This is a genomic window from Klebsiella sp. CB_Kp196 (assembly GCF_040061575.1).
GTDB lineage: Bacteria > Pseudomonadota > Gammaproteobacteria > Enterobacterales > Enterobacteriaceae > Klebsiella > Klebsiella michiganensis.
Genome location: NZ_JBEAFH010000066.1, coordinates 16,816 through 32,961 on the forward strand (window position 1 = coordinate 16,816; position 16,146 = coordinate 32,961).

At 55.2% G+C, this 16,146-nt stretch carries 15 protein-coding genes; 6 read left to right on the forward strand and 9 right to left on the reverse strand.

The genetic code is table 11. The features are described from left to right. The first annotated feature begins 155 nt into the window (after window positions 1-155). Window positions 156-449 (forward strand): HTH-type transcriptional regulator, encoded by a 294-nt coding sequence (locus ABLU87_RS23880; protein ID WP_004106774.1) that lies wholly within the window; start codon window positions 156-158, stop codon window positions 447-449. A 260-nt stretch (window positions 450-709) separates the two neighbouring features. Continuing rightward, a complete protein-coding gene (cspA, locus tag ABLU87_RS23885; RefSeq protein WP_004126446.1) occupies window positions 710-922 on the forward strand; it encodes an RNA chaperone/antiterminator CspA in 213 nt (70 codons plus the stop codon). Window positions 923-1,021: 99 nt separating this feature from the next. On the opposite strand, the gene ABLU87_RS23890 is transcribed toward cspA, so the two are convergent. From ABLU87_RS23890 to ABLU87_RS23910, 5 genes are all read right to left on the reverse strand, one after another. After that, the gene (locus tag ABLU87_RS23890; RefSeq protein WP_122116958.1) at window positions 1,022-2,641 is read right to left on the reverse strand and encodes an ATP-binding cassette domain-containing protein; all 1,620 of its coding nucleotides are present in this window, start codon (window positions 2,639-2,641) and stop codon (window positions 1,022-1,024) included. Between the two features lie 302 nt (window positions 2,642-2,943). After that, window positions 2,944-3,096, reverse strand: a complete 153-nt coding sequence (gene hokA, locus ABLU87_RS23895; RefSeq protein WP_004106778.1) for a type I toxin-antitoxin system toxin HokA — start codon at window positions 3,094-3,096, stop codon at window positions 2,944-2,946. 327 nt (window positions 3,097-3,423) lie between these two features. Continuing rightward, window positions 3,424-5,493: a glycine--tRNA ligase subunit beta gene (glyS, locus tag ABLU87_RS23900; RefSeq protein WP_025106788.1), complete on the reverse strand. Its 2,070-nt coding sequence runs from the start codon at window positions 5,491-5,493 to the stop codon at window positions 3,424-3,426. A gap of 9 nt (window positions 5,494-5,502) precedes the next feature. Continuing rightward, on the reverse strand, window positions 5,503-6,414 hold the full coding sequence (gene glyQ / locus ABLU87_RS23905; RefSeq protein WP_004126458.1) for a glycine--tRNA ligase subunit alpha: 912 nt from the start codon (window positions 6,412-6,414) through the stop codon (window positions 5,503-5,505). Between the two features lie 127 nt (window positions 6,415-6,541). After that, window positions 6,542-6,847 (reverse strand): YsaB family lipoprotein, encoded by a 306-nt coding sequence (locus ABLU87_RS23910; RefSeq protein ID WP_014227200.1) that lies wholly within the window; start codon window positions 6,845-6,847, stop codon window positions 6,542-6,544. 180 nt (window positions 6,848-7,027) lie between these two features. Between ABLU87_RS23910 and ABLU87_RS23915 the strand changes: the two genes are divergently transcribed. Then, window positions 7,028-8,023 carry an acyltransferase gene (locus tag ABLU87_RS23915; RefSeq protein WP_025106787.1) on the forward strand — a complete coding sequence of 332 codons (996 nt, stop codon included), beginning with the start codon at window positions 7,028-7,030 and terminating at the stop codon, window positions 8,021-8,023. Window positions 8,024-8,059: 36 nt separating this feature from the next. Here ABLU87_RS23915 and yiaA read toward each other — a convergent pair whose 3' ends face one another. From yiaA to xylA, 4 genes are all read right to left on the reverse strand, one after another. After that, window positions 8,060-8,500, reverse strand: a complete 441-nt coding sequence (gene yiaA, locus ABLU87_RS23920; protein WP_032751661.1) for an inner membrane protein YiaA — start codon at window positions 8,498-8,500, stop codon at window positions 8,060-8,062. Window positions 8,501-8,534: 34 nt separating this feature from the next. Further along, complete coding sequence (yiaB, locus tag ABLU87_RS23925) at window positions 8,535-8,909, reverse strand: inner membrane protein YiaB (RefSeq protein WP_025106785.1); 375 nt, start codon at window positions 8,907-8,909, stop codon at window positions 8,535-8,537. Between the two features lie 168 nt (window positions 8,910-9,077). After that, entirely contained in the window at window positions 9,078-10,532 is a 1,455-nt protein-coding gene (gene xylB / locus ABLU87_RS23930; protein ID WP_122116957.1) for a xylulokinase, read from the reverse strand. 96 nt (window positions 10,533-10,628) lie between these two features. Next, window positions 10,629-11,951 (reverse strand): xylose isomerase, encoded by a 1,323-nt coding sequence (gene xylA, locus ABLU87_RS23935; protein WP_025106783.1) that lies wholly within the window; start codon window positions 11,949-11,951, stop codon window positions 10,629-10,631. 374 nt (window positions 11,952-12,325) lie between these two features. Here xylA and xylF point away from each other — a divergent pair, with 374 nt between their 5' ends. The 3 genes from xylF to xylH all read left to right on the forward strand — a co-directional run bounded on the left by xylF (window position 12,326) and on the right by xylH (window position 16,083). Further along, entirely contained in the window at window positions 12,326-13,318 is a 993-nt protein-coding gene (xylF, locus tag ABLU87_RS23940; RefSeq protein ID WP_014227205.1) for a D-xylose ABC transporter substrate-binding protein, read from the forward strand. Between the two features lie 64 nt (window positions 13,319-13,382). Continuing rightward, complete coding sequence (locus ABLU87_RS23945) at window positions 13,383-14,924, forward strand: xylose ABC transporter ATP-binding protein (RefSeq protein ID WP_122116956.1); 1,542 nt, start codon at window positions 13,383-13,385, stop codon at window positions 14,922-14,924. Next, on the forward strand, window positions 14,902-16,083 hold the full coding sequence (gene xylH, locus ABLU87_RS23950) for a xylose ABC transporter permease XylH (RefSeq protein WP_032751665.1): 1,182 nt from the start codon (window positions 14,902-14,904) through the stop codon (window positions 16,081-16,083). Before ABLU87_RS23945 ends, xylH begins: the two co-directional genes overlap by 23 nt. Window positions 16,084-16,146: the final 63 nt, after the last annotated feature.

Here is a 16,146-nt window from a genome sequence, read left to right on the forward strand (position 1 = left end):
ATTACTTTTCAGCATGTTATATCGCCCGACGCGGCGCTAAAGAACCTCGGGTGATAAATAATTACCAGGGTAAGCATTCCTGGCCTTTTTTTCCGACTATTCTTAAGAGGCTCTACATAATTCACCCTCCGCCGTATGAAAGAGAGGAGTTCTCAATGGAATATAAAGATCCTGCATTTGAACTGCTGAGCAACCTTGAACAAATTATTTTTAAAGATCAGGCTCAGGCGGCCTCGCTGACGCGTAAGCCCGCCGCATGCATTGAATTTGACCAGCTACGCAAAGGTACCGGGCTGAAAATAGATGATTTTGCCAACGCCATGGGCGTCAGCGTAGCAATGGTACAAGAGTGGGAATCGAGACGCGTAAGGCCTTCTCCCACAGAGCTTAAGCTGATGCGCCTGATCCAGGCGAATCCGCAGCTTTCAAGACAGCTTATTGATTCATAATTTTAGCGTTTATGGGTTTCGGCTAGCGGTCCTGCCAAAGGACCGTTTTCATGCCAACGAAAAAAAAGTTTGCTATCACAACGTGAACATGCGTTAATGCTCGCAGGTTTGAAGTAAAGACCACAGAGCATTCGAATAGAGCAGTCCTTCAAAGGTTATCCGTTGATACCCCGGTAGTGAACTTTCCCTTTATCGCTTTAAATCTGTAGTCCAGACCGTAACGCCGCAAGGCTCATTTATTTTTTTAAAGGTAATTCACTATGTCCGGTAAAATGACTGGTATCGTAAAATGGTTCAACGCTGACAAAGGCTTTGGCTTCATCACTCCTGACGATGGTTCTAAAGACGTGTTCGTACACTTCTCTGCTATCCAGAACGAAGGCTACAAATCTCTGGACGAAGGTCAGAAAGTTTCCTTCACCATCGAAAGCGGCGCTAAAGGCCCGGCAGCTGGCAACGTAACCAGCCTGTAAGCTTAAAAAGCTCAAAATTATTAAGTCCCTGCCAAACGGCGGGGATTTTTTTATTTGCGCCTTAAGTCACCGCCATCCATCGATGGCGGTTTTTTGCATTTATAGCCTCTCAACGCTCCAGCCCTCTTCCCGCCATGCCAGGCAATGGGTCAGCTTCAGCGCCCGTAAAAAAGCTTCATCATGTGACACCACCAGCATCGCGCCGGGAAACTGTGCCAGCGCTTTTTCAATCGCCAGAGTGGACGTCAGGTCAAGATGGTTAGTGGGCTCATCCAACAGCAGCAGCTGCGTAGCCGCCCGTCGCCAGAGCACGCAGGCCAGCGCCGCTTTTAATCTTTCGCCTCCGCTCAGAACCGATAGCGGTAGATGGACTTTGTCCGCCCCCAGCTGTAGCTGCGCCAGCTGGCTGCGCAGCACACCTTCTTCTAAGGGCGTATCACTGAGATTCAGGTGCGCCATGACGGACAATGACAGGTCCAGCTGGCTCAGATGCTGATCCAGATACGCCGCGTTGACCGATAAGCGGCAGCTTCCTGAGAGCGGCGGCTGCAGGCCCAGCAGCGTTTTAAGCAACGTTGTTTTACCGCAGCCGTTGGGGCCACGCAGCGCCACGCGCATCGGCCCAGCTATGCGCCAGTCCAGCGCTGCCATCGGTGAATGGGTCAGCCGCAGCGCGTCCAGCTCCAGCACCTGCTTTCCCGCAGCGACCTGGCTACCGGGCAGAGTAAACATCACCGGGTTGTCTTCCTCTACCCGCTCACGCGCCTGCTCTATCGCATCGTTGAGGATGCCGCTTTGTTCACGATGCTGGCGCTTAAGGGTACCGGGACGCGCTTTTGCCGCCCCTTTCCAGGCAACACGCTCAAATGAAGCGATATTTAGCGTGTCGATAGTGCGCAACGTCTGCGCCGAGCGGCGCCGGCAGGCATCGTGCTCTTTTTGCATCCGCGCCCGGGTTCGTCGCCGTTCAGTAACCGCATGCTCCAGCGCGGCGCGAGCCGCCTGCTGCTCCAGCTCACGCTGCTGCTGATAATCCGCATAATTGCCGCCGTAGCTGCGCAAAGCCGCGGATGCCAGCTCGAGGATGCGCGGCATTTGGGACAGTAGCTCCCGATCGTGGCTGGCGATCAACGCCCCTCCGCGCCATTGCTCAAGCTGCTGATATAGCCACGCGCGGCCTTGTCGGTCGAGATGGTTGGTGGGTTCGTCAAGCAGGAGGAAATCCGCGCCAGACAAGAACGCTCCACACAGCTGCGCCTTCACTCTTTCCCCGCCGCTCAGCGAAGAGGCGAGCCGTTCGGGGGGAAATTCTCCTAAGCCAGCGGCCTGGAATCCTGCATTCAGGCGCTCCGGGAGATCCCAAAAGCCATCAAGACGTTCAAGATCATCGGCTCGCCCTTCGCCCCGTTCAAGACGAGCCAGAGCAGCAAAAACGAATTCGACGCCAAGCCATTCCGCCAGCGTCGTATCAGGAAACATGACATGCTGCTGAGCAACGTAGCTCACCGAAGCCACACGTTCGATATGGCCGCTCGACGGCGAGTCCAGGCCTGCCAGCAAACGCAATAATCGGGTTTTACCGACGCCATTGCGCCCGACAAGCCCGCAGAGGGTGCCTTCCAGCGATAAATTCAGCGGACCAAAAAGCGTATCTCCCGTCGCTAACTGACAGGTGACCTGATGCAAAAGAAAAGAGGGGGACCGGGCACAATGAGCCATAAGCACTCCTGAATGAAATCAATACCTCCCCTGCTCGCAAATAGCGCGAAGCAAGGCGTGAAATTCATCAGTCGTGTTTGTTCATTTGGCGCGTGCTCTCCGGTGAGACGAGGGATTCGTCGGGCCATAGGATAGCCATACCCCGGTATACATTTCAAGCCTGTTTTTTCGACAGGCCGTGAATCCGGAAAAAAAGCCTCCTGGTTTCAGGAGGCGAAATAATGATTTCATGAAAAAAACAGGGTGCTATAAGAATGCTTAACGCCGTAAGAATGGCGGAGATCGCTCTCCGCCACCGTCTCTTACGTTTTAATCCCACAGGCTAAGAACGCCACCAGCTCAATATTCCCCTGCCTGAGCTGTAATTCACACAGCGAATCACGCACCATCCAGGTAAATAATAAAATAGTGAAGCAAATCACTATTAAGCTAAACAACAGATACTTTTGCGGCATTCCTCGCCTCCCGTGTTGATTTTCAACAGGTAAGAGGCTACTCTTATGGTGTTCATGCATAGGGGAGCCTCACTTTGATTTATCATCAGGTGGGGCTTTTCTCTGTTTGTCTCCCGCTGAACGCCTGAGACAAACAGTCTCAAGCACCCGTCAGCATTCTACCGTAAATATCAGACCAGACTACGTTGGCATATTCCTAAAATAATTCCCGGCAATCAATGAAAATAACAAAAATATCAATCAGCGAATTATTAATGGTTCGCTTACTTATATTTTTAGTATAAAAAAACCTGCCCGCAGGCAGGTTTTTTATTATTACCTATTCACTTACTGCAGCAGGGAAATATCCGCTACCTGCAGGAACAGATCGCGCAGCTTGGACAGCAGCGTCAGTCGGTTCACGCGCACATCCTGGTCTTCTGCGTTCACCATCACGTTCTCGAAGAACTCATCCACCGGCTCGCGCAGGGACGCCAGCTCAATCAGCGCATCCTGGTAACGCCCTTCGGCGAAGTACGGCTGCAGCTTATCGCGCAGCACGACTAAATTGCCTGCCAGCTTGATTTCAGCCGCTTCTTTCAGTACGGAGGCGTGAACGATATCGTTCAGCGTCACGTCTGATTTTGCCAGAATGTTGGATACACGCTTGTTCGCCGCCGCCAGGGCGGAGGACTCTTCGAGGGTACGGAAGTGGGAAACCGCCTTCATACGCGCATCGAAGTCTGCCGGACGGGTTGGACGACGCGCCAGTACCGCCTGAATCGTGTCGACGGTATAGCCTTCATCCTGATACCAGGCGCGGAAGCGCCCCAGCATGAAGTCGATAACATCGTCGACCACGTTGCCATTCGTCAGCTTGTCGCCGTACAGACGCACCGCTTCTTCAGTCAGCGTTTGCAGATCCAGATTCAGGTTCTTCTCAACGATGATACGCAGCACGCCCAGCGCGGCACGACGCAGCGCAAACGGGTCTTTATCGCCTTTCGGATGCTGGCCGATACCGAAGATACCCGCCAGGGTGTCCATCTTATCGGCAATCGCCACGGCGCAGGCCACCGGGTTAGACGGCAGATCATCGCCGGCAAAGCGCGGCTGATACTGCTCGTTCAGGGCAACGGCAACGTCTTCCGCTTCGCCATCATGGCGTGCGTAGTGCATCCCCATCACGCCCTGCGTGTCGGTGAACTCGAAGACCATGTTGGTCATCAGATCGCACTTGGAGAGCAGGCCCGCGCGGGTAGCATGATTGACGTCCGCGCCAATCTGCTCAGCGATCCAGCCGGCCAGCGCCTGAATACGATCGGTCTTATCGCGCAGCGTACCCAGCTGCTGCTGGAACAGCACGGTTTGCAGACGCGGAAGGTTATCTTCCAGACGTTTTTTACGGTCGGTATTGAAGAAGAACTCAGCGTCCGCCAGACGCGGACGCACCACTTTTTCGTTACCGGAAATAATCTGGGTCGGATCTTTCGATTCGATGTTGGCGACGAAGATAAAATTCGGCAGCAGCTTGCCCGCGTTGTCGTAAACCGGGAAGTACTTCTGGTCCCCTTTCATGGTGTAAACCAGCGCTTCGGCAGGCACCGCAAGGAATTTTTCTTCGAACTTCGCGGTGAGGACCACCGGCCATTCAACCAGTGAAGTCACCTCTTCCAGCAGGCTTTCGCTCAGATCGGCGTTGCCGCCAATTTTACGCGCCGCTTCTTCCGCATCGGCTTTAATTTTGGCTTTACGCTGTTCGTAATCGGCGATGACTTTACCGCGCTCCAGCAGGATCTGCGGATACTGATCGGCATTGTCGATAGTGAACTCCGCCTCACCCATAAAGCGGTGGCCGCGAATAACGCGATCGGACTGCACGCCCAGAATGGTGGCCGGGATCACTTTGTCGCCCAGCAGCAGGGTCACGGTATGAACCGGACGCACGAAGTGGACGTCGGACGCGCCCCAACGCATCAGTTTCGGGATCGGCAGCTTCGCCAGCGAGGTCGCGATCATGTTCGGCAGCAGCGCTTCGGTGCTCTCGCCTTTCACGTGGGCACGATACAGCAGCCATTCGCCTTTATCGGTCGTCAGACGTTCAGCCTGATCGACGGTGATACCGCAGCCGCGCGCCCAGCCTTCGGCCGCTTTGCTCGGGTGGCCGCTGGCGTCAAACGCCTGGGCAATCGCCGGGCCGCGTTTTTCAACTTCACGGTCTGCCTGCGCAGCCGCCAGATTCGCCACTTTCAGCGCCAGACGGCGCGGTGCGGCAAACCATTCAACTTTACCGTGCGCGAGGCCAGCGTTATCCAGCTCTGCGGTCACGTTCGCAGCAAAGGATTCAGCCAGGCTGCGCAGTGCTTTTGGTGGCAGCTCTTCAGTGCCGATTTCCACCAGGAAAGTTTTCTCAGACATGGCCGCCTCTTATTTATTCTTGTTGCACATCGGGAAGCCCAGGGCTTCACGGGAAGCATAGTAAGCTTCAGCCACTGCTTTGGTCAGGGTGCGAATGCGCAGGATATAGCGCTGACGCTCGGTGACGGAGATGGCTTTACGCGCGTCCAGCAGGTTAAAGCTATGGGCGGCTTTCAGAATGCGCTCGTAGGCAGGCAGCGGCAGCGGGTTTTCCAGCGCCAGCAGCTGCTGGGCTTCTTTCTCATACTGCTCGAAGCAGGAGAACAGGAAGTCCACGTCGGCATATTCGAAGTTATAGGTGGATTGCTCCACTTCGTTCTGATGGAACACGTCGCCGTAGGTCGTTTTACCCAGCGGGCCATCGCTCCAGACCAGATCGTAAACGCTGTCGACACCCTGGATATACATCGCCAGACGTTCCAGACCGTAGGTGATCTCGCCGGTGACCGGCTTACACTCCAGACCGCCAACCTGCTGGAAGTAGGTGAACTGCGTGACTTCCATACCGTTCAGCCACACTTCCCAACCCAGACCCCAGGCGCCCAGCGTCGGGTTTTCCCAGTTGTCTTCGACGAAGCGAATGTCGTGGATGGTCGGATCCATACCCAGCTCTTTCAGAGACCCAAGGTACAGCTCCTGGATATTATCCGGAGAGGGTTTTATCACCACCTGGAACTGATAGTAGTGCTGTAAACGGTTCGGGTTTTCACCGTAGCGACCATCGGTCGGACGGCGGGAAGGCTGCACGTAGGCGGTCGCCATCGGCTCGGGACCCAATGCGCGTAAGCAGGTCATCGGGTGAGAGGTGCCTGCGCCGACTTCCATGTCCAGTGGTTGAACAATGGTGCAGCCCTGGCGAGCCCAGTAATCCTGTAAGGTCAGGATCAGGCCCTGGAAGGTCCTGGTATCAAACTTTTGCATATGATTTCGTGCTGGATACGTGTGGATTTAAAGGAAGGAGCCAGTATACCCGCTGGCTGCGAGATATACAGTATGAAACGGGATTGTTTAGGGAAAATTGCGGAAATAAGCGCCACCGTGGGCGCGTTTAGCGCATGGAAAGATGCAAAAACTGTCCGTCCGGGTCAAAAGAACAGATAAAACGTTCATTCCGCGCAGTCTTGCCCGAAAGCTCGTAGCTCCCCTGAAACTGCTCGAAATGGCTGATGTCAACCTGGCGCACGCCTGTACTATAACGAACGGCGGCATTATCCTTGCAAAGCTGCGCCATATTGAGGGTAGCCTGCGGCGTTATCCGTGCTTTCTGCGCCTTCTGCACTGGCGGAGACGGCGTCGCGCTACAGCCCGCCAGCAGGCACAGCAGTAGTCCAGAAAACACATATTTCATCACCATTTTTTCTCGACCGCCTTGTTAGTAAATTGTTATCGTGCAGGTTACGTTAAATAATCGGCACATTGTGCGAATTGGGCCACACCTCGACAAGTCTATGCCGAAAAACTCGGATTATTCCACTGCGATACCAGCGTATAAGGGCGGTCAGACCCTTTCTGAGAAGGAGAAACAGAGGCACTGATGCAGGAAAAAATTCACTGGATTACCCATTTGCGCGGCATTGCCTGCATGATGGTGGTCATGATTCATAGTACCACCTGGTATATCACGCATCCGCACACCATCAGCCTGCTGGAGTGGGATCTCGCCAATATCCTCAACTCGGCATCTCGCGTCAGCGTCCCCCTGTTTTTCATGATTTCAGGCTATCTGTTTTTCGGCGAGCGCAGCGCCCAGCCCCGCCATTTTCGGCGTATCGCGCTGTGCATTCTCTTTTATAGTGCGCTGTCGCTGCTTTATATCACCTTGTTTACCCACATCAACGTTGAACTGTCGCTGAGAAATTTGCTGCAGAAACCGGTGTTCTACCATCTGTGGTTCTTCTTCGCTATCGTGGTCATTTACCTGCTTTCTCCGCTGGTGCAGGTTAAGCAGGTGAGCGGCAGGATGCTGCTGGCGCTGATGCTGGTGCTGGGTATTCTGGCAAACCCCAATATGGTCCCAGTGAAAGCCGCAGGCGTTGAATGGCTGCCGCTCAATCTCTATATCAACGGCGATACGTTCTACTACGTGATGTACGGCGTATTAGGGCGGGCAATCGGCACGCTGGATACCGATAAAAAATGGCTGACTGCGCTCTGCGCTGGGCTATTCATCACGGGAGTATGGGTAATATCACGCGGCACGCTGCACGAACTGCGCTGGCGCGGCGATTTTGGTGATACCTGGTATTTATACTGCGGCCCCGCGGTTTTTGTCTGCGCGCTCGCCCTGCTGACGCTGGTAAAAAATACGCTCAATACGCGTCAGCTGCCGTTTATTGCGCTTATTGCGCGCCATTCGTTAGGCATTTACGGATTTCATGCGCTGATTATTCACGCGCTGCGCGCCAGCGGACTGGAGCTGACCCGCTGGCCAATGTTGGATATTGCCTGGATATTCAGCGCTGCGCTGCTGGGTAGCCTGGCGCTATCAATGTTGGTACAGCGCATTGACAGCCGACGACTGGTGAGCTGAAAAACGGCGCCTGCGGTTCAACGCCGGCGCCGTCGTTTACTCAGCGGGCTCTTCCGTGACTGCGCCGACCTCGCTTAGAGAAGAACGATCCCAGACATCACGTATATTCTTCTGCACCGCCACGGCGCCGAAAAGGCTTAAAAAGAACGCCAGGCCATAAAAGCCTTTCTCACTGAGCATCAGCGTTGCGTTCCACAATCCCACCGCCAGCAGACCCACAGCAATCGCAAAGGCGATCAGGCAGGACAAGTAATACATCGTAGTGGTTGGGATCTTTTCGTATTTATCACGCACCGTCTTTTGATAAGAGGCGGCGGAAAAAAGCCCCAGAACCAGTACGGCAAAATAGTAGCCCTTTTCATTGAGCTCCATCTGCGCGTTCCACAGGCCAATCAGATACGTCAGTATGCCGCCAACCAGCGCAATCCATGAGATCAGATGAAACGCGGGTGAATATGTCGTCGCTTTCGTTTCCATTTGTAACTACCTCTCTTCGCTGTCCGCTGACAGCTTATTCCACTGAGTTATTGCGAGCTTTATCCGTGACTTTAGCGGGATAAGGCGTTGCCGACGCACCGTACATACAGACAAACCACGCCATCACGTAAATACTTTTTTCACGCCACGGAGCCGGGACAAACCAGGCGCCGACCAGCAGCAATCCCGCCGACAGCAGCACCACCAGCCGGCACAGCGAGATAAAATCGCCGTCTCGCTGTGCTTCCTGCGCCGTTCGCTGATGCGTGAGCACAGCAAACATCCCCATGACCAGAACGCCCAAAAAATAGCCTTTACCGCTAAATAATGGGCAGGTTCGCCAGATTCCCACCAGATAAACCAGTGCGCCAATAGACATCAACAGCCTTGCAATAAGATTGTTTTTCATGGTGCCTCCCTGGCATAAGACAGGCCCCATTGTGGACTGGCAGGATGCGTTTATCCGTACTTTTCGTCCCTGAAACGACAAATTCGGAATATATAAATACACTCGATAACTACATGAATTTAAAAACATTCAAGAGATGAATTCGCCCCATCGACAGGGGCGAAAGAATCAGGACATCAGCGGTAAAAGCTGCTGATAAATCTGGCGGAAGGTTTCCCGGCGAGGGGCGTAACGAGCAAAGCGCTCGGCATCAGGACGATGAGCCTGTTCCAGCGGGAGCTGAGGAAGTAGATCGGAAAACGCGATATTTTGATGCAACGCCAGCTGGGCCAGCCGCGCCGCGCCAAGCGCGGGGCCGACGTCACCGCCGGTGCGGAAGTCCAGCTGCTGGCCGCTAATATCCGCCAGCATTTGCCGCCAGTAGGCGCTGCGCGCGCCGCCGCCGATAAGCGTGACGCTCTCGGGCTTCACGCCGCAGGCGTGAACCACATCCATACCGTCCGCCAGCGCATAACCGACGCCCTCCAGCACCGCCCGCGCCAGTTCCGCCGGACCATGTTGATGAGTCAGGCCGAAAAAGACGCCTTTGGCCTGCGGATTATTGTGCGGCGTACGTTCACCGGAGAGGTAGGGCAGGAACCAGACCGGATCGGCATCGTCATTCGCCGCTTCCGCCGCCGCAATCAGCTCCGGAACCGTGCCGAGGCCGGTTAATGTCGCCGCCCAATCGAGGCAGGAAGCCGCGCTCAGCATGACCGACATCAGATGCCAGCGCCCGGGCAGCGCGTGGCAGAAACTGTGTACGGCGCTTTCCGGCTTGCTCAGAAAGCCGTCGCTGACGGCAAAGTAGACGCCGGAGGTCCCCAGCGACAGCATCGCCTGGCCCGCATCCGCCATGCCAACACCCACCGCCCCCGCCGCGTTGTCGCCGCCGCCGGCCACCACCAGCGCTTCCGGCATATTCCACGACTGCGCGACGGCCGGGCGCAGCGAACCCGTAACTTCACATCCTTCGAACAGCGCCGGCATGTTATCGCGGCTCAGACCGCAGGCGGCGAGCATCTCATCGCTCCAGTCGCGGCGCGCCACGTCCATCCACATCGTTCCGGCGGCATCGGACATATCGCTGGCAAACTCACCGGTCATGCGCAAACGTAAATAATCTTTTGGCAGCAGGGCTTTATCGACCTGTTTGAAGATCTCAGGCTCGTGACGTTGTACCCACAGCAGCTTCGGCGCGGTAAATCCCGGCATCATCAGGTTGCCGGTTATCTGCCGCGAACGGTTGACGTTCGCTTCCAGCAGCGCGCACTCTTCACCGCAGCGGCCATCATTCCATAAAATCGCCGGGCGCAGGACGCGCTGTTGCTTATCCAGCAGCGTCGCGCCGTGCATCTGGCCCGCAATACCTAACGCTTTAACTTCGCGCAGCGAGTGCTGCACGCCCAGCGCTTTCATCGCGCGGTCCGTCGCCAGCCACCAGTGCTCAGGATCTTGTTCAGACCATAAAGGGTGCGGACGCGACACGTTGAGCTTTTCGGTATGCGAAGCCACGACCTCGCCCTGCTCGTTGAGCAGAATAGCCTTGACGCCCGAGGTGCCCAGATCAATCCCGATATACATACAGCCTCTCCTTACTGACGCGCCACGGCTAAGCGTGGCGCGAAAAAAGCATCGGTTATCGCCAATGCCCGGGCCCGCCGGGCATCATCGCCCTCATTAGCGATCAAAGAGGTAACGGTTAACCACGTTTTCCAGCAGTTCCTGATGGCCGCTCTGGTGCTCCGGCGCCAGGTTATGCTGAGTGGCATACTGGGCAATGTCCGCAAGGTTCATCTGGCCTTTCAGGATCTGCTGACCCAGCTCACCGTTCCAGCCGGCATAGCGCCTGGCGACGCGTTTATCCAGCTCGCCGTCTTCAATCATACGAGCAGCGACTTTTAACGCCAGCGCCATGGTGTCCATCGCGCCAATGTGGCCGTAGAACAGGTCGTATTTGTCGGTGCTCTGACGACGCACTTTAGCATCAAAGTTCAGGCCGCCGGTGGTGAAGCCTCCCGCTTTCAGGATTTCGTACATCACCAGCGCATTCTCTTCAACGCTGTTCGGGAACTGGTCGGTATCCCAGCCCAGCTGCGGGTCGCCGCGGTTAGCATCAACGGAGCCAAACAGACCCAGAGCAATGGCGGTCGCAATTTCGTGGTGGAAAGTGTGGCCGGCCAGCGTCGCGTGGTTCGCTTCGATGTTCAGTTTGATCTCTTTTTCCAGGCCGAACTGTTTCAGGAAGCCATAGACGGTAGACGCGTCGTAATCGTACTGATGCTTGGTTGGCTCCTGCGGTTTAGGTTCAATCAGCAGCGTGCCCTGGAAGCCGATTTTATGTTTATGCTCCACGACCAGCTGCATAAAGCGGCCAATCTGCTCGCGCTCCTGGCGCAGGTCGGTATTGAGCAGAGTTTCATAGCCTTCGCGGCCGCCCCACAGGACGTAGTTTTCCCCGCCCAGTTTGTGGGTCGCATCCATCGCGGTCACCACCTGAGTGGCCGCCCAGCTGAACACTTCCGGATCCGGGTTGGTTGCCGCACCGGCACCGTAACGCGGGTTCGTAAAGCAGTTTGCCGTACCCCACAGCAGCTTGACGCCGCTCTGCTGCTGTTTTTCCGCCAGCACATCCACCATCTGCGCGAAGTTATTGGCATACTCTTTCAACGACGCCCCTTCCGGAGAAACGTCAACGTCGTGGAAGCAGTAGTACGGTACGTTCAGTTTGTGGAAAAACTCAAACGCGACATCGGCTTTGCGTTTCGCCATTTCCAGCGCTTCGCCCGGCTGCTGCCACGGGCGGTTAAAGGAGCCCACGCCGAACATATCAGCGCCGTTCCAGCAGAAGGTGTGCCAGTAGCAGGCCGCAAAGCGCAGGTGCTCTTCCATCCGTTTGCCCAGGACCAGCTCATCCGGATTGTAATGACGGAAAGCCAGTGGGTTAGCGGATTTCGGGCCTTCATAACGAACGCGATCGAGCTGATCAAAATAGGTCTGCATAATGAACTCCATATTCAGGGATGCGGCGAGTAATAAGTCATAAGCCAATATAGAATTCTCTTTTTAGTTTCCTCAATTACGTTATTTCACACTGTGATTGAGAGAATCCACAAACGTGCGCCAGGTCGCAAAAACAATAGAACAACGCCCTCACTTCGCTGCTTACGCCACGAGAGATCAATGAAATACGATGAGAACTAATTATTAAAGTACGATCGCGGTCATAAATTAACAAATAAACAAAATTTCATAACGGCAAAATAAGCATAGATAATTGCCAGCGCTCCTTTCCGCGTTAAAAATCTGCTACGTATCAGGCCGTTTATTTTTATCGTTCGTCTTATCCTGCACTTTACAAAAAAGGTGTTATTATTATGAAGATAAAGAACCTTTGCCTAACGCTCTGTGCTTCACTCCTCCTCACCAGCCTGTCGGGCATTGCGAAAGAAGTCAAAATTGGCATGGCGATTGACGATCTGCGCCTTGAGCGCTGGCAAAAAGATCGCGATATTTTTGTCAATAAAGCTGAATCATTAGGTGCAAAAGTATTCGTCCAGTCAGCCAATGGCAACGAAGAAACGCAAATGTCGCAAATCGAAAATATGATTAATCGCGGCGTCGACGTTCTGGTTATTATTCCCTATAACGGTCAGGTGCTGAGTAATGTGATAAAAGAGGCTAAACAGGAGGGAATTAAAGTTCTCGCCTACGATCGTCTCATCAATAACGCCGACATTGATTTCTATATTTCGTTTAATAATGAGAAAGTTGGCGAAATGCAGGCGCAAAGCCTGGTCAATAAAGTGCCTCAGGGCAACTATTTCTTAATGGGCGGCTCGCCGGTAGACAATAACGCCAAGCTTTTCCGCGCCGGCCAAATGAAAGTTCTTAAGCCCTATATTGATGAAGGAAAAATTAAGGTCGTCGGCGATCAGTGGGTCGACGGATGGCTGCCAGAAAATGCGTTGAAGATTATGGAAAACGCCCTGACCGCCAACAATAACAAAATTGATGCGGTCGTCGCCTCTAACGATGCCACCGCCGGCGGCGCCATTCAGGCGTTAAGCGCCCAGGGGCTCGCAGGCAAAGTGGCGATTTCCGGCCAGGATGCCGACCTCGCCGGCGTGAAGCGCATTATCGCTGGCACTCAGACGATGACCGTTTACAAACCGATCGCTGACCTTGCCACCACCGCAGCAGAGATCGCCGTCGAACTGGGCAACGATAAGCAGCCGAAGGCCGACGCCACGCTCAACAACGGCCTCAAAGATGTACCGTCCCGGCTGCTGACGCCCATTGAGGTCAATAAAGACAACATTGACCAGACGGTGATCAAAGACGGTTTCCACAAAAAAAGCGAGCTGTAATCTCTGACGCCCTCTCCCGGGGGCGTTGCCCCATCCAGCCGGATATCGCTTATGTGGAGTCTCTATGTCCTGGTTACTCGAAATGAAAAACATTACTAAAACCTTCGGTACGGTGAAGGCGATTGATAATGTCAGTCTGCGGCTTAACGCCGGAGAAGTGGTCTCGCTGTGCGGCGAAAACGGCTCCGGTAAATCCACGCTCATGAAGGTCCTTTGCGGAATATATCCGCACGGTAGCTATGAGGGAGAGATTATTTTTTCCGGGGAAACGTTGCGGCCGGGCCATATACGCGATACCGAGCGCAAAGGGATTGCCATCATTCATCAGGAGCTGGCGCTGGTAAAACATCTGACCGTTCTGGAGAATATTTTTCTCGGCGCGGAGATCTCCCGCCACGGTCTGCTGGATTACGAAACCATGACCTTACGCTGCGAAAAGCTGCTGGCCCAGGTCAATTTAGCCATATCACCCGATACCCGCGTCGGCGATTTGGGCCTTGGCCAGCAGCAGCTGGTCGAAATAGCAAAAGCGCTGAATAAACAGGTACGGTTGTTAATTCTCGACGAACCCACCGCCTCGTTAACGGAGCAGGAGACGGCAATTCTGCTGAATATTATTCGCGATCTGCAAAATCACGGTATTGCCTGTATTTACATTTCCCACAAGCTCAATGAAGTCAAAGCCATCTCCGACACCATCTGCGTGATCCGCGATGGGCAGCATATCGGTACCCGTAACGCTGACGGCATGAACGAAGATGACATTATCACCATGATGGTCGGCCGCGAGCTTACCGCCCTCTATCCAAGCGAAGCCCACAGCTGCGGCGAGGAAATCCTGCGGGTGGAAAACCTGACGGCCTGGCACCCGGTGAATCGCCATATTAAGCGGGTCAATGACGTCTCCTTTTCGCTGCGGCGCGGTGAAATACTGGGGATTGCCGGGCTGGTCGGCGCGGGCCGTACCGAAGCGGTCCAGTGCCTGTTCGGCGTCTGGCCGGGCCGCTGGCAGGGAAAAATCTTTATTGATGGCCAGCAGGTGACGATTCACAGCTGTCAGCAGGCTATTGCGCAGGGCATCGCCATGGTACCGGAAGACAGAAAGAAAGACGGTATTGTGCCGGTCATGGCGGTGGGTAAAAACATCACCCTCGCCGCGTTAAACCAGTTTACCGGTCTGCTGAGCAGCCTTGACGATGCCGGAGAGCAGCACTGTATTCAGCAATCCATCCAGCGTTTGAAGATCAAAACCTCATCGCCGGAGCTGGCGATCGGTCGCCTGAGCGGCGGCAATCAGCAAAAGGCGATCCTCGCCCGCTGCCTGCTGCTGAACCCGCGCATTCTGATACTCGATGAGCCCACCCGCGGCATCGACATCGGCGCCAAGTACGAAATCTACAAGCTGATTAATCAGCTGGTGCAGCAGGGGATCGCCGTCATTGTCATTTCATCCGAACTGCCCGAAGTGCTGGGGCTAAGCGACCGGGTGCTGGTGATGCATGAAGGTAAATTGAAGGCTAATTTGATCAACCAGGGTCTGACCCAGGAACAGGTGATGGAAGCCGCACTGAGGAGCGAACGCCATGTCGAAGAACACGTCGTCTGAAATGAAACTCACCCCACCTGCCGCTGGCGCGCTATCGGGGCTGAAGGGGATGAACCTCCAGGTATTCGTGATGATCGCCGCTATCGTGGCCATTATGCTGTTTTTCACCTGGACCACCGAAGGCGCTTATCTGAGCGCGCGTAATATCTCCAACCTGCTGCGCCAGACCGCCATTACCGGCATTCTCGCGGTCGGCATGGTGTTTGTGATTATTTCCGCCGAGATCGATCTCTCCGTCGGCTCAATGATGGGGCTGCTCGGCGGCGCAGCGGCAATATTTGATGTCTGGCTGGGCTGGCCGCTACCGCTGACCATTGTGGTCACCCTGGCGCTTGGCCTGCTGCTGGGGGCCTGGAACGGTTGGTGGGTTGCCTATCGTAAAGTCCCCTCGTTTATCGTGACGCTCGCCGGCATGCTGGCATTTCGCGGTATTTTGATAGGCATTACCAACGGGACCACCGTCTCTCCCACCAGCCCGGCGATGTCGCAAATCGGCCAGAGCTATCTGCCTGATGGCATTGGCTTTGGTATCGGCGTGGCGGGCATGGCGGCCTTTATCATCTGGCAGTGGCGCGGCCGTATGCGACGTCAGGCTCTCGGCCTCTCCACGCCCGCCTCCGCTTCAGCCGTTGGCCGCCAGACGATTACCGCCGTTATTGTACTGGGCGCCATCTGGCTGTTAAACGACTATCGCGGCGTCCCGACGCCGGTACTGATTCTCGCCGCGCTGCTGCTGGCGGGCATGTTTATGGCCACCCGTACCGCGTTTGGGCGCCGCATCTACGCCATCGGCGGCAACCTGGAGGCCGCGCGTCTATCCGGCATTAGCGTGGAACGCACCAAGCTGGCGGTGTTCGCCATTAATGGCCTGATGGTGGCGATTGCCGGGTTGATTCTCAGCTCGCGTCTTGGCGCCGGTTCCCCTTCCGCCGGCAACATCGCCGAACTGGACGCCATCGCCGCCTGCGTAATCGGCGGTACCAGCCTCGCCGGCGGCGTCGGCAGCGTCGCGGGCGCGGTCATGGGCGCTTTTATCATGTCCGCGCTGGACAACGGCATGAGCATGATGGACGTCGCCACCTTCTGGCAGTACATCGTTAAAGGGGTCATTTTATTGCTCGCGGTATGGATGGATTCCGCCACGAAACGCCGAAGCTGAGGGCTGTGAAAAAAAATGCCCGAATTATTTGCGCTACCGCCAAACTTAGGCACAAGTAGCTTG

What these genes read in the sequence shown, in the direction of transcription:
- ABLU87_RS23880 (WP_004106774.1), top strand. Translation starts at nt 156, where the DNA reads ATGGAATATAAAGATCCTGCATTTGAACTGCTGAGCAACCTTGAACAA.
- cspA (WP_004126446.1), top strand. Translation starts at nt 710, where the DNA reads ATGTCCGGTAAAATGACTGGTATCGTAAAATGGTTCAACGCTGACAAA.
- ABLU87_RS23890 (WP_122116958.1), bottom strand. Translation starts at nt 2,641, where the DNA reads ATGGCTCATTGTGCCCGGTCCCCCTCTTTTCTTTTGCATCAGGTCACC.
- hokA (WP_004106778.1), bottom strand. Translation starts at nt 3,096, where the DNA reads ATGCCGCAAAAGTATCTGTTGTTTAGCTTAATAGTGATTTGCTTCACT.
- glyS (WP_025106788.1), bottom strand. Translation starts at nt 5,493, where the DNA reads ATGTCTGAGAAAACTTTCCTGGTGGAAATCGGCACTGAAGAGCTGCCA.
- glyQ (WP_004126458.1), bottom strand. Translation starts at nt 6,414, where the DNA reads ATGCAAAAGTTTGATACCAGGACCTTCCAGGGCCTGATCCTGACCTTA.
- ABLU87_RS23910 (WP_014227200.1), bottom strand. Translation starts at nt 6,847, where the DNA reads ATGGTGATGAAATATGTGTTTTCTGGACTACTGCTGTGCCTGCTGGCG.
- ABLU87_RS23915 (WP_025106787.1), top strand. Translation starts at nt 7,028, where the DNA reads ATGCAGGAAAAAATTCACTGGATTACCCATTTGCGCGGCATTGCCTGC.
- yiaA (WP_032751661.1), bottom strand. Translation starts at nt 8,500, where the DNA reads ATGGAAACGAAAGCGACGACATATTCACCCGCGTTTCATCTGATCTCA.
- yiaB (WP_025106785.1), bottom strand. Translation starts at nt 8,909, where the DNA reads ATGAAAAACAATCTTATTGCAAGGCTGTTGATGTCTATTGGCGCACTG.
- xylB (WP_122116957.1), bottom strand. Translation starts at nt 10,532, where the DNA reads ATGTATATCGGGATTGATCTGGGCACCTCGGGCGTCAAGGCTATTCTG.
- xylA (WP_025106783.1), bottom strand. Translation starts at nt 11,951, where the DNA reads ATGCAGACCTATTTTGATCAGCTCGATCGCGTTCGTTATGAAGGCCCG.
- xylF (WP_014227205.1), top strand. Translation starts at nt 12,326, where the DNA reads ATGAAGATAAAGAACCTTTGCCTAACGCTCTGTGCTTCACTCCTCCTC.
- ABLU87_RS23945 (WP_122116956.1), top strand. Translation starts at nt 13,383, where the DNA reads ATGTCCTGGTTACTCGAAATGAAAAACATTACTAAAACCTTCGGTACG.
- xylH (WP_032751665.1), top strand. Translation starts at nt 14,902, where the DNA reads ATGTCGAAGAACACGTCGTCTGAAATGAAACTCACCCCACCTGCCGCT.